Source organism: Mangrovibacterium marinum, assembly GCF_003046625.1.
GTDB lineage: Bacteria > Bacteroidota > Bacteroidia > Bacteroidales > Prolixibacteraceae > Mangrovibacterium > Mangrovibacterium marinum.
In genome coordinates, this window is sequence record NZ_QAAD01000001.1 from 428,653 (window position 1) to 441,989 (window position 13,337).

General features: G+C 43.3%; 10 protein-coding genes and 1 pseudogene. 5 read left to right on the forward strand and 6 right to left on the reverse strand.

Annotated features, from left to right (window positions below; all coding sequences use genetic code 11):
• Positions 1-11: 11 nt before the first annotated feature.
• Positions 12-566, reverse strand: a complete 555-nt coding sequence (locus tag C8N47_RS01650) for an RNA polymerase sigma-70 factor (protein WP_107820766.1) — start codon at positions 564-566, stop codon at positions 12-14.
• 248 nt (positions 567-814) lie between these two features.
• Here C8N47_RS01650 and asnS point away from each other — a divergent pair, with 248 nt between their 5' ends.
• From asnS to C8N47_RS01670, 4 genes are all read left to right on the forward strand, one after another.
• Entirely contained in the window at positions 815-2,251 is a 1,437-nt protein-coding gene (gene asnS, locus C8N47_RS01655; protein ID WP_107820767.1) for an asparagine--tRNA ligase, read from the forward strand.
• A gap of 286 nt (positions 2,252-2,537) precedes the next feature.
• Positions 2,538-3,998, forward strand: a complete 1,461-nt coding sequence (locus C8N47_RS01660; protein ID WP_146161406.1) for a DUF5723 family protein — start codon at positions 2,538-2,540, stop codon at positions 3,996-3,998.
• A gap of 201 nt (positions 3,999-4,199) precedes the next feature.
• Positions 4,200-5,654 carry an RNA polymerase factor sigma-54 gene (gene rpoN, locus C8N47_RS01665; protein WP_107820769.1) on the forward strand — a complete coding sequence of 485 codons (1,455 nt, stop codon included), beginning with the start codon at positions 4,200-4,202 and terminating at the stop codon, positions 5,652-5,654.
• Positions 5,655-5,668: 14 nt separating this feature from the next.
• Complete coding sequence (locus tag C8N47_RS01670; RefSeq protein WP_107820770.1) at positions 5,669-6,274, forward strand: phosphatase PAP2 family protein; 606 nt, start codon at positions 5,669-5,671, stop codon at positions 6,272-6,274.
• A 149-nt stretch (positions 6,275-6,423) separates the two neighbouring features.
• Here the strand turns inward: C8N47_RS01670 and C8N47_RS01675 are convergent, their stop codons facing one another.
• The 5 genes and pseudogenes from C8N47_RS01675 to C8N47_RS01695 all read right to left on the reverse strand — a co-directional run bounded on the left by C8N47_RS01675 (position 6,424) and on the right by C8N47_RS01695 (position 10,698).
• A complete protein-coding gene (locus tag C8N47_RS01675; RefSeq protein WP_107820771.1) occupies positions 6,424-7,398 on the reverse strand; it encodes an adenine-specific methyltransferase EcoRI family protein in 975 nt (324 codons plus the stop codon).
• A gap of 33 nt (positions 7,399-7,431) precedes the next feature.
• Positions 7,432-8,211 (reverse strand): annotated as a pseudogene (locus tag C8N47_RS01680) (EcoRI family type II restriction endonuclease); the annotation flags it as partial.
• 215 nt (positions 8,212-8,426) lie between these two features.
• Entirely contained in the window at positions 8,427-8,636 is a 210-nt protein-coding gene (locus C8N47_RS01685; protein ID WP_146161407.1) for a hypothetical protein, read from the reverse strand.
• 228 nt (positions 8,637-8,864) lie between these two features.
• Entirely contained in the window at positions 8,865-9,572 is a 708-nt protein-coding gene (locus C8N47_RS01690) for a response regulator transcription factor (RefSeq protein WP_107820774.1), read from the reverse strand.
• Between the two features lie 91 nt (positions 9,573-9,663).
• A complete protein-coding gene (locus C8N47_RS01695; protein WP_107820775.1) occupies positions 9,664-10,698 on the reverse strand; it encodes a sensor histidine kinase in 1,035 nt (344 codons plus the stop codon).
• Positions 10,699-10,993: 295 nt separating this feature from the next.
• Between C8N47_RS01695 and C8N47_RS01700 the strand changes: the two genes are divergently transcribed.
• Positions 10,994-13,246 (forward strand): inorganic phosphate transporter, encoded by a 2,253-nt coding sequence (locus C8N47_RS01700; protein WP_107820776.1) that lies wholly within the window; start codon positions 10,994-10,996, stop codon positions 13,244-13,246.
• The last annotated feature ends 91 nt before the right edge of the window (positions 13,247-13,337 follow it).

Here is a 13,337-nt window from a genome sequence, read left to right on the forward strand (position 1 = left end):
AGGTGACAAGCTTAGAAGAAAAAAAGCAAAGATGTGTTGTCCAACAGTTTTTTGCGGAGCCGCTCCTTCGCCCGAAGCAGCTGTGTTTTGACGGTATTTTCCGAAACCTCTTTCAATTCGGCAATCTCGCGGGTCCGCAGGCCGTCGCGGTATTTCAGCAAAAAAAGCTCCTTCATCTGGTCCGGGAGCAACTCAATTGCCTGCTCCACTTCACGGCTCAAATCCACCTCCTCAAAAAAATCGGGATCATCACAATCCAGGCTTGCTTCAATATAGAGAACCTTGTGTTTATCTTCAACCTGCAGATCACGCAGGTAATTCAAACAGCGGTTCCTCACAGCTTGGTAAAAATAAGCTTTCAGTGAAAATTGAATATTCAACTCAGCGGCCTTCTCCCAAAAATAAAGGAAAAGGGTTTGAACAATGTCCTCGCAAACGGCAGAATCAAAAACGAAGTTCTCTGCAAAACGGATCAATCCCGGGTAATATTCATAAAATAGAGCTTCGAACACCTTGCGATTGCCTTGCTTTATTTCATTGAAAAGTATCCGGTCCTCAATTCTCATGAGTCTGCTAAAGTTGTTGGTTGATGGATTAAAGTAAGACAGAAATTAGAAATTAAACAATATCAACACACAACAGAAATTAGTCTGTCTAAATGTTTGAAGAAGCTCTCTTGAAATACACTCAAGTTAATTGACGGCAAATGATGTAACATTAAAGTCACCGGATTCATGTTTTTCAACAGAAAAATGTACTTTTGTTTCTTCTAAATTTTAACAGAATAGGTAACCTGCAAATAAATACGAACAGTATGAAACGACTGAAAATTAAAGAAGTATTGGCTGGTGGACAAACAGGCCAGCAAGTTTTGGTGAAAGGATGGGTACGAACCAAACGCGGTAGCAAGAATGTCAACTTCATCGCCTTGAATGACGGGTCGACCATCAATAATTTGCAGATTGTTGCCGACGTTGAAAAATTTGGCGAAAATTTCCTGAAAGACATCAACACCAGTACTTCGCTGGCTGTTACCGGCGATTTGGTTGAGTCACAAGGAAGTGGACAGTCGGTTGAGTTGAATGCCACCGAAATTAAAATTTACGGCAAAGCAGATCCGGAGAAATATCCGATTCAGCCCAAAAAGCACAGCCTGGAGTTTCTGCGCGAAAATGCTCACCTGCGTTTCCGTACGGCTACATTCAGCGCGATCTTCCGCATTCGCCATGCCATGGCTTTTGCTATTCACAACTACTTCAACAGCAAAGGATTTGTTTACCTGCATACACCAATCATTACCGGATCGGATGCAGAAGGTGCCGGACAGATGTTCCGCGTATCAACGCTGCCGGCGGTAGATCCTCCGATGACCGAAGAAGGCGAAATTGACCACGCACAGGATTTCTTTGGTCGCCCAACCAACCTGACTGTTTCGGGACAGCTGGAAGGCGAACTGGGAGCAACGGCGCTGGGCGAGATTTACACCTTTGGACCAACATTCCGCGCCGAGAACTCGAACACAACACGCCACCTGGCTGAGTTCTGGATGATTGAACCGGAAATGGCTTTCTACGAGTTGAAAGACAACATGGACCTGGCTGAAGAGTTCCTGAAATATCTGATTAAATATGCCTTGGACAACTGCATGGACGACCTCAAATTTTTGAGCAACCGCCTGCAGCAGGAAGAGAAAAACAAGCCGGCCGATCAGCGCTCCATGGAGCTGATTGAAAAACTCGAATTTGTATTGGCGAACGACTTTGTACGTTGTACTTACACCGAAGCCATCGACATCCTGACCAACTCGAAACCTTACAAAAAAGGAAAATTCCAGTTCCCGGTTGAATGGGGTGTTGACCTGCAAAGCGAACACGAGCGTTACCTGGTTGAGAAGCATTTCAAAAAACCGGTGATCCTGACCGACTACCCCAAAGACATCAAAGCCTTCTACATGAAGCAAAATGAGGATGGCAAAACGGTAGCAGCCATGGATGTCTTGTTCCCGCAAATTGGCGAGATCATTGGTGGCTCGGAGCGTGAAGCCGACTACGACAAACTGGTAAGCCGCATGAATGAAATGGATGTTCCGGTCGAAGAAATGTGGTGGTACCTGGATACCCGCCGCTACGGATCGGTGCCCCACGCTGGTTTTGGTTTAGGTTTCGAGCGTTTCATCTTGTTTGTTACCGGCATGGGCAATATTCGCGACGTTATTGCTTTCCCTAGAACTCCGAAAAATGCCGAGTTCTAATCCTACTGTTAAAAACAAGTATACATTCCTATTTTCAAGCTCCCGGAGACCTTACCTCCGGGAGTTTTTTTTTGGTGATAAGCACACCCTTTACGTCCGTCTAAAAGCAGCTGAATGCTTTTCCACCAGTCGGTTACCAACAATCGTTCGTTCATAAAAATTGGCAAAAAAGCCACGCATCGCTCAATTTCCGACTATCTTTACCGGGTCTCTTTCGAGGACTTTTGCTTCCGGCAATCTTTCGTCAACTCAAAACCACAAAAGCGCTTACAAACCCATGACGGCTTTGAAACATTCACCCCGATATCTGCTTTTGCTGCTCCTTCTGGTTTCAAGCGCAGGTTTGGCCCGGGCGCAGTCAAACATTCTTTTTTACCATTCTGACGGGTTTTACAATGCAGCCGACTATAACCCGGCCAAACTCACGGAGCAGAAGGAATTCACAGTCAACATCTTCCCCTTGTCGGGCATGGGGTTTAGCTACAATAATTACGATGCCGTTGACAAAATCCGAAAAATTCTTTTTAACGAAGAAATCAATGACAAATCGAAAGAGATCTTTCGCAGTCTGATCAAAAAAGACCTGTCATACAACTATCTGGATATAAACCTCTTCAATATCGGAATTAACGGTGCGTATGGCGCCCTGAATTTCCAGGTTAAGGAAAAGGCATACGTGCTGATGCGCTACGGGGGTTCCTTTTCGCGCTTTTTAATGGACACCTTAAGCACCGAGACAGTTCGCTTAAACGAACTTCAGCATTTTCCAACCGAAGCCATGCACTTCAGGGAATACTCGCTGGGCTATGCCAACGAACTTGTGCCAAAGATATTGACAGTAGGTGCCCGTCTAAAACTGTACTACGGAAAATCGTTTACGACCTCGGATGTCAGCGGCCGGATGATTGAAAAAGAGGGCGCCTTTTATGCCAAATCGAGCGGCAGTATCATACTTTCAGCTCCGGCGAGCGACAATGGAACCGACACCATACCACCGAGCAAAATCAATCTGATGGATGGCAAGTCGGTAAGCGATTATGTGTTCAACACCGGCAATAAGGGACTGGGGATAGACCTGGGAATGAGCTGGAAGATAAACCCGCAACTAACTTTTACTGTCAGTGTTCTGGATCTGGGCAAAATAAGCTGGAAGAAATACCTCTACAAGCTCGACTTTGACGAAGGTCTTTACGAGATCGAAAATATCCGTTACAACCCTCAAACCGAGCAGTTGGAAAAAGAAACCGACGAAGTAGATCTGATTGACAACATCTCGAGCCTGTACGAAATTACCGACAGCCCCGAAACCTATACAACCCGGCTGCCAACAACCTGTTATGCCGGCCTAAATTACCAGGTTCACAGCCAGCTGAGCATCGGTATTGTTAACCGCTACATCTACGAAAAAAAGATGGGGCACAACAGCTTTTCGGCATTAGCAAACTACAGGGCCAGCGAGCGATTAACGATCGTGGGCGGCCTGGGCGTTTACGGAACATCCTTAAAAAACCTTCCCGTTGGGCTGCTCTACAGCTGGCGGGCGGCGCAGTTTCATCTGGGCACCGACAACCTGCTGTCGCCCTTTGTACCCAAATTTTCGGACTACTGCAGCTTCACCTTCGGTGTCGATCTCAACTTATTTGGCCCCAAAGTACGTTATAAACAAGTGGATTATCTTCCCTTTTTCAAGCTGAAAAGAATTAAACGAAAGCGCAGCAATGGCCTCATCTTCCGCAATCCGTACTAAGCACAGGCAGCAAGGCTGATGGTGGCTAATTTTAAATGAGAAGCCGCAATCGGCCGCTTTTTGAGCTTATCGCTCTCAATAACGCGTAAAAGTTTCTATTTTTGGGAAAGTATACTGCTGCAAAAAGCAGGAGTCGGCAGATGAGTGCAAAATTGTTCATCGGCCCCGAACATATTTAAGTTCCAAATACGTAATAACGGTATGCCATCTCAGAAACTTAGTTTACAACAACGATTGCTGCAAAAGTTATCACCGCAACAAATTCAGGTGATTAAACTTTTGGAGATTCCTACCGTGCAGTTGGAGCAACGCATCAAAAAAGAGCTCGAGGAAAACCCGGTACTGGAAATGCAGAACGACCTGCCCGACGAGGAGGGGAATATGCAGGAAGAGGAAAATCCGAACGACCGCGACAACGAAGAATTCTCGCTGGAAGATTATATGGATGAAGACGATATTCCGGAGTATAAGCTGGCAGCCAACAACTATTCGAAAGACGACAAACAGATAGATATTCCGTTCTCGGCCGGAACCAGTTTCCACGAGTCCATGCACGAACAACTGGGCTTGGCTGATCTGGATGAAGAAAAGCGCAAACTGGCAGAATACATCATCGGCAACATTGACGACGATGGCTATCTGCGACGCGACCTGCTTTCGATCAGCGATGATCTGGCCTTCAACATGAACATGAATGTCACCGAGGAAGAGCTGGCCGAATTGCTGGAGGTTATTCAGGAATTTGACCCTGCCGGTGTGGGTGCCCGCGATCTGCAGGAATGTTTGTTGCTTCAAATTCAACGAAAAAGAGCAACTCCGGCAGCCATGCTTGCCGAAAAAATCCTGGCCCACAATTTCGACGAGTTTACCAAAAAGCATTACGATAAGATTCTGCGCAAATACGAGGTGACCGAAGATGAGCTGAAAGATGCCCTGAACGAAATTCTCAAGCTCAACCCCAAACCGGGAGGCTCGTACAGCAATCCGCTCAATAAATCGAATCAGGTAATTGTCCCCGATTTTTTGCTCGACAATCTGGATGGCGAGTTGCAACTTTCGCTCAACCAGCGTAATGTACCCGATTTACGGATGAACAGCCATTATATGGAAATGCTGAAAGCTTACAGCCAGAATCGCAAAAACATCTCACGCGACCAAAAAGATGCGATGCTATTTGTCAAGCAAAAGCTCGATTCGGCCAAATGGTTTATCGATGCCATTCGCCAGCGCCACCAAACCTTGCTGGTAACCATGTCGGAAATCATCGACTTTCAGAAAGAATACTTTCAGGAAGGGGATGAAACGAAGCTTAAACCCATGATATTGAAAGACATTGCCGATCGTACAGGGCTCGACATTTCGACCATTTCGCGGGTGTCAAACAGCAAGTACATTCAAACGCACTTCGGCATCTTTCCGTTGAAATATTTCTTTTCGGAAGGCATGCAAAAAGATACCGGCGAGGAAGTTTCGACCCGTGAAATCAAAAAAATCCTGGAGGAATGTATCTCCAACGAAGATAAACGCAAGCCATTGACCGACGACAAACTGGCTCAGATTTTAAAAGAAAAATCGTACCCCATTGCCCGGCGCACGGTGGCCAAATACCGCGAACAACTGGGCATACCGGTAGCACGAATGCGTAAAGAACTATAACACCCCTCAAGTCTATGATTAAAAATGTGGCCAAAGCTTTATCCTATGTGTTTCATCCGCTGCTGATCCCAACACTGGGATTTTTGCTTTTAATGAACAGTAGCTTTTACTTTACGCTCATCTCGTTTGAAGCCAAAAAATTTATCCTACTGATTGTGCTGATGAGCACCCTGGTTCTGCCATTAATCAGCATTGGCCTGATGATGCTTACCACGCGCTTCAAGCTAAACCTCGACAAAGCTTCCGACCGCATTATTCCGATGCTGAATACGGCCATTTTCTATTACCTGGGCTTTTATTTTTTGGGCAAGCTCCCCATTTTCCCCATCTACAAACTCATGCTCATATCCAGTGTGCTAACCATTGCCATACTGTTGCTCATCACCATACGCTGGAAAATAAGCGCACACATGGCGGCCATTGGGGGCCTAATTGGCATTTTTCTGGCTCTGTCGTTGCGACTCAACTTCAACGGTTCGTTATTGTTAAGCGTCCTGCTTCTGGTTGCCGGCCTGGTGGGTACATCGCGTATCCTGCTGCAAAAACACAGCCCGCAACAGGTGTACGCCGGTTTCGTCATCGGCTTGCTGGTAAACTCGCTGGTAATCCTGTTGGTGTAGATATAAAACGTTTGACATTTCAATGCAATTTTCAAATCAAACCACCACAATATTCATTAATCGTACGATCCCCAAAACGACCATTATTCATCTGATATACAATGCGTAGTACTAACTACCAGCATTCCTCTATTCTCGGACTATTTAGTTTATATCCGCTTATTTTTGATCAATATTCTAAAGTACGGGCATTTCCCATTTATTGATAAATCTCTTTCGTCATTCCCTTTCCGGAATTTAACGATCTCAAATTGGTCAGGGTTAAATTTATGCAGAAATGTTATTGGCACCCCCATATATCCCTTAAAGTCTGATGGTATGTCTTGTGTTCTATTAATGTTAATTCCATCATAGTTGTCATATTTGGGATATTCATCTTCGTGCCCAAAATATTTTTTTGTGAGCACTATATCTTCGTGTCGCTTTGATGTGTCCAAATTGGTTAACCATAAACAATTATTTGGAGAAACTATTCTATCCCCGGAACTATCAACACGAGCCTCTGTCCCATATAATTCATAGTGATCAGGTACAATAAAACCAGAAATTCCTCTACCTAGGTTTATCCCTAACCACGCCTTGTTTTCTTTAATTAGCTTGAAAATCTCTTTATAAGTTATTGCGTTAATATTGCCAATTATCAAAAACTTTTTATTATATTTAACTAACTGAGCTACATACTCTCTGAATAATGAAAATGGAGGATTAGTGACAACAATATCGGACTGCTTTAATAGTTCAATACTCTCCGAACTACGAAAATCGCCATCCCCATTAAAGGAAACAATGTCAGTTGACCCTGGCTCGTTCTTTTCCCCCTCTGCTCCTGTATATTCGAAGAAAAAACCATTTTTATCTTCTTCTGGATTAAATAAATCTCTTACTTGTTCTCTATAACAAGCTGCTATTAATTTTTTAAGACCTAATTTTTTAAAGTTTGAAGCAAAATACTTAAAAAAGTTACTAATTCGGGGGTCATCGCAATTGCAATAAACTATTTTATTGTAGAAATGACTTTTATAATGTTGTAGTTCACTTTCTATATCTGAAAGCTGTGTATAAAACTCGTCACTTTTAGATTTTTTAGCTTTTTGTAATAATTCATTTGTTGCATTTCTTGCCATTTTCCACTTCTGTTTTTAATAAAGCTTCTGTTCTTAGTTATCGACCTTGGTTATCTGATTAAATATCTCACTACCTAATAGTTGAAGAGATGTTTTAGAAATTTCAAGCATAATATCAAACATCTTTTTAACATCCCATCTTTCACCATTTCCTTGTGTGTATATAGACGTTGCTTGAAGCATTATTGTTTTATCTTTATGGGTGACAAACTTATTTTTACACAAATTTTTATTTATTGGCATCCCATAATTTGCAGAAGTTAATCTGTCTAACCTATTTAACATGCCTGAATTGTATTCCAGAGTTACTATCCTTCCATCGGGCCTTTTAACTGAAATAGTTTCGGTTAAAAAATTTGAGCCTTCCAGGAATAAGACATAAGGGAAGTGAGATTCAGACAACATCAAATTGGCGATTTCAGATATGTTTTTATGTGACCTTTCTATGGCATTACCCGCGGCCATTAAGTCTTGATTGCTATCCTTACCTACCAGTTTTCCTATTTTGATATTTTCAATGTCTTTCCCTTGATGTTTAGCTTCCGACACTAGAACGATTCTCCAATTACCGTTATCGTCTTTAACTTCTATTATACCACCATCAGGTATGATACTTGAATTTGGCACAAAAAGGTTTTGCCCTAATTCTGGATCTACTTTCTTTAAAGCTTCGTTTATCTCAGCCTTTTTTATACTTGTTTTATATCGAAAAGATAATTGAGGGAACTCCTTTTCAAGCTGGTCAATTACAAAATGTGAAATTTTCCCAACTGTTATGTCATGTGATCTTGCTTCTTCTCCAAATATACCAACTACACCTTTAGACTCTTTATGCTGACTCGTTAGTCTTTTTGATTGATTCTTTTGGCCATGCTTTTTCTACCTCTATCCTAATTTGAATACAAAAATAAAAATTTTAGTCTGTTGCAAAGCCTCCAGGACAGCCTCCATAAATTTGCTTTATCGCTTTATTCTGTCTTGACTGCAGGGAACAATAGATATTTGGAAACCATTAGAAAAAAGCGAATTCATTCGGTGATTTCAAATACAAATCTGTATGCATTACCGAACACCAGATGCAAGAGATTCAGTGAAAACACGGTAGCATCCCACCAAGCAATTTGAAACAAATTAGATCCGGAGCTCTCTATCAAATCAAGACGACTTGCTAAAACATTCCCGACTTGAATAAAACCAAGCCGACCAACGGCTGGCGCATCACCTGCATCGACTTTCAAAAAAAACATTCATGATTCCCGGGAATCACCAACTGGGATGAAAGTTCACTATTTTTCGACTATGCTGTTGTCGTTGTTTTCATAAGTTGTCGGGTTGTCATCCCACATCTAATTAAAACCAGTTATTGGCATCGCGCCTCAGTGTCTTTTGCGTGGTAAGACTTTCAAAAAAAGCACAGCCATTATCCGACCGTGCTTCAATATATTATAAAGAGCTTTCAAAAAGCCTTATTCAACAAACTTGTAACCAATCCCTTTCAGGGTCTTAATGTGGTCGTTGCCGATTTTTTCGCGCAGTTTGCGGATGTGTACATCGATGGTACGATCGCCCACAACAACATTGTCGCCCCAAACCGAGAAATAGATTTCCTCGCGGGTGAATACTTTACCCGGCTTTGAAACCAGCAACGAAAGCAATTCAAACTCTTTGCGCGGCAGGATCATTTCCTCACCATTCATCTTAATCAGGTAACGTTCCTTATCGATCACCAGATCGCCAATGGCAACCGTGTTGCTATTTTCGACCACCGCAGCTGCTGTGGCTCCACCGCCTCCGCCAGTACGCTTCAGCAAGGCTTTTACGCGGCTAACCAGCACCTTCGGACGGATAGGCTTGGTGATATAATCATCCGCTCCTGCTTCGAAACCGGCTATTTGTGAATAATCTTCGCCGCGAGCGGTTAAAAATGCAATGATACAAGTTTGCAATGCCGGTATCTTACGAAGCTCTTCACAAGCTGCAATACCATCCATCTCGGGCATCATCACATCCAGAATAATTAAATGAGGTACATTTTTTTCGGCAATTTTAATCGCCTCGGCTCCGTTTTGAGCGGTAAACACCTGGAAACCTTCTTTCTCCAGATTATAACTGATGAACTCTAAAATATCGACTTCATCATCCACCAAAAGGATTTTGTATTTTTCTTCACTCATATCAGATCAAATTACTGGGGCAATGTATTACTTTGATGTAAGATTACGATTAAAGTTGAAATAATCTTGAATTTCACGAAAAGTACCAAAATCATTTGGCTTTTTCAAGGGTGAAGGTGAAAGTTGTCCCCTCATCCGCTTCCGATTTAACATTAATGGTTTGTTTATGGGCCTCAATGATGTGCTTAACGATTGACAAGCCAAGCCCGGTGCCACCTTGCTCGCGCGAACGCGACTTGTCGACCCGGTAAAAGCGCTCAAAGATCCGCGGCAGGTCACCTTTGTCGATTCCAATTCCATTGTCCATCACCTCAACCATCAGATGATCCTTCATATCGTAAAAGGTGACTCGTACAAAGCCTTTCTGGCGCCCGTATTTAATTCCGTTGGTCACCAGATTAGTGAGCACCTCCATCATCCGTTTCTTATCGGCACGAACCAGGACCGGCTTTTCGGGACGATCGAAGACCAACTGCATTTTACGCTCGCTGGCCATCATCTGCTCCATTTCAAGCACATCGTCAACCATCTTCACCAAATCGAAACTTTCAACCCGCAAGCGCATCACCCCGGATTCGAGCTTATTGATTGACTCCAGATCTTCGACGATGGAAATCATCCGATCGATACTTTTCTCCGTTCTTTTCAGGTAGAGCATATTAATCTTGGGATCGTCCAGGCCTCCTTCCAACAGCGTGAGGATATAGCCCTGGATGTTGAAAATCGGTGTTTTCAGCTCGTGCGACACATTCCCGACGAACTCCTTCCGGTAACGCTCCAGATCTTTCAGCCGGGTGATTTCCTGGGTTTGATTTTTCGCCCATTGTTCAACTTCTTTATGCACATCGGCAATTTCGTTCACCGGCTGGTTGTTGATTTTTGTTGCTTTTCCCTGCAAAGGGGTTTCGCGAATAACCTTGTAAATCGGCTCTATTTTATCGTTGATGTAACGGGTGAGCAACTGAATTGTCAGGTAATAAACAACAACCAGCAACAAGGCAATCATGGTCAGTTTCACCCAAACAGGCAACTTAAATACTAACAACACAAAAGCCTCGCACAAACAAAGAACCGCAATTAAAACAGTTACATAAAAAGCTAATCGCTTCGTCGGATAAATCTTCATTCACATTCAATTTTCGGGTAAACAGAATTTGTCTTTCAAGAGCATCCAAAGTACACAAATTCACAAAAGGCCAGCGTACTTGGGTCGCGCAAAGATAAAAAGCGTGAACTTACAATCAGATAATCAGCGAAATAATTTCGGGGAAATTCAAAAATTAATAGCGAAAATCGAACAAAAAATACTTATTTCGCCGTAAATACTCATTAACGGATTTTTAACGGTTTCTTAATTTATTATTTCTGAGCAGTATAAACAGAGGGTTTATTTTTGCCCGCGATTATAATAAAAATCAAAAATGGAACAATTCTATCTTATCCTGATCGTCGTGCTATTTGCACTGGCCATTTCAGACCTCATTGTTGGTGTTAGCAACGACGCAGTAAACTTCCTAAACTCCGCAATCGGATCAAAAGCAGCCCCCAAATGGATTATTTTTACCGTTGCCAGTCTTGGCGTGCTGGTGGGATCTGTCTTCTCCAGCGGGATGATGGAAGTTGCCCGTAAAGGCATCTTTCACCCGGACATGTTCATGTTCTCCGAAATCATGATCATTTTTATGGCCGTCATGATTACCGATGTAATCCTGCTGGACATGTTTAACACCTTTGGGCTTCCAACATCAACCACGGTATCCATCGTGTTTGAGTTGCTCGGTGCAGCAGTGGCTGTGTCGGTTGTGAAAATCAAACTGGCCGGCGAACCAATTGGATTTTTGGCACAATACATCAACAGCGAGAAAGCCCTGGCCATCATTTCGGGTATTCTTATTTCGGTGATTATTGCCTTTGCAGTAGGTGCTCTTGTTCAGTACCTGGCGCGCCTGGTATTCTCGTTCCGCCAGCACCGCACCCTGAAATACTACGGAGCTGTTTTTGGTGGTATATCCATTGCCGCAATGACCTACTTCATGATCATCAAAGGAGCCAAAGGAGCAACTTTCATCACCGAAGACATGCTGAGCTACATGAAAGAAAACATGTTGCAAATCCTGTTGATCAGCTTTGTGGGCTGGTCAATCATCCTTCAACTGTTAACCTGGGTCTTTAAAATTGATATCCCCAAGATGATTGTTTTGGTTGGTACTTTCGGTCTGGCCATGGCCTTTGCCGGAAACGACCTGGTGAACTTTATTGGTGTTCCCCTGGCCGGCTTCCAATCTTTTAAAGCATGGGTTGCCGGTGGCGCCGCAGCTCCCGATGCTTTCTCGATGGAGATGCTCAAAGGAAAAGTTGCCACACCGTCTTATATGCTGCTTATTGCCGGATTAGTCATGATCGTTACCCTGATCATGTCGAAAAAAGCCCGCAATGTGGTCGCGACAACTGTCGATTTATCGCGGCAAAGTGAAGGAGACGAGCGTTTCGGATCATCTTTATTATCGCGCGTTATCGTGCGGAAGACCATTCAATTCAACAACAACCTGCGTAAGGTACTTCCCGACAGCATCAGCAATTTCATCGACAGACGCTTTGAACACCCCAAAGGCGAGCAGATTGTAGCCATGGAAGATGAGGCTGCCTTTGATAAGATCCGTGCAGCCATCAACCTGATTGTTTCGGGTATCCTAATCTCAATCGGAACCTCCTTGAAGCTTCCCCTGTCAACAACTTATGTAACCTTCATGGTCGCCATGGGTACCTCATTGGCCGACCGTGCCTGGGGTCGCGAAAGCGCCGTATACCGTATATCGGGTGTATTTGCCGTTGTAGGAGGCTGGTTTATGACTGCCTTGGTTGCTTTTACCGTATCGGCCATCATCGCGCTGATCATTTCTGTAAGCGGCAATTTCATGATTTTTATATTCATCGGTCTGGCCATTTTCACAGTGGTTCGTACACATATCGTTTTGCGTAAAAAAGCTGCCAGCAAAGTTAATGAAGAAGAAGAATCAATATCGGAGACCGATGGAACCGACAAGGTGATTGACAAAACGCAGAAACAAGTCATCAACGCTGTATTAACAGTTAATCAGGTCTATTCGATGGCACTGGAAAGTTTCCTGAACGAAGACCGCAGTCACCTGAAGGGAGCCGCTGAAATGCGAAAGGATTTCGACAAGAAAACCAAAAAGATGAAAAATAAGGTTTCATCGGTGATTGATAAACTGCAACAAAGCGACTCGCTGGAGGTCGGCCACTTCTATGTACAACTGGTTGATTATATGCGTGAAGTTTCGCATTCGCTGACCTATTTGGTTGACCCGCTGTTCCAACATCTCGAGAATAACCACAAACCATTTAAGGAAGCACAGATTCAGGAATTAACCGAATTTTTAAGTGAAACAAGCAGTTTCGTTAATTCAACGCTTCACCTGGTTAAAGAACAGAAATTCGACGAGCTGGACAATGCCATTGTACAACGCGACGAGCTGATTCAAAAGCTGGCGCAACTGGAAAAGGCACAAATTAAGCGAATCAAAAATAAAGATGTAAATACGCGTAACTCCGTGCTTTTCTTCAATATCGTATCGGAGACTAAGAATATGTTGATGCACTATATCAACCTGATTAAAGCCCACCGCGACTTTACAACAAATGCAAAGAAATAAGCCAAATTCAGTTTATGGCAAACAAAAATCCCGGTCGTTATGATCGGGATTTTTTGTTTTCTGCTAAATCGCTTACTGTTGCATCAGTAAG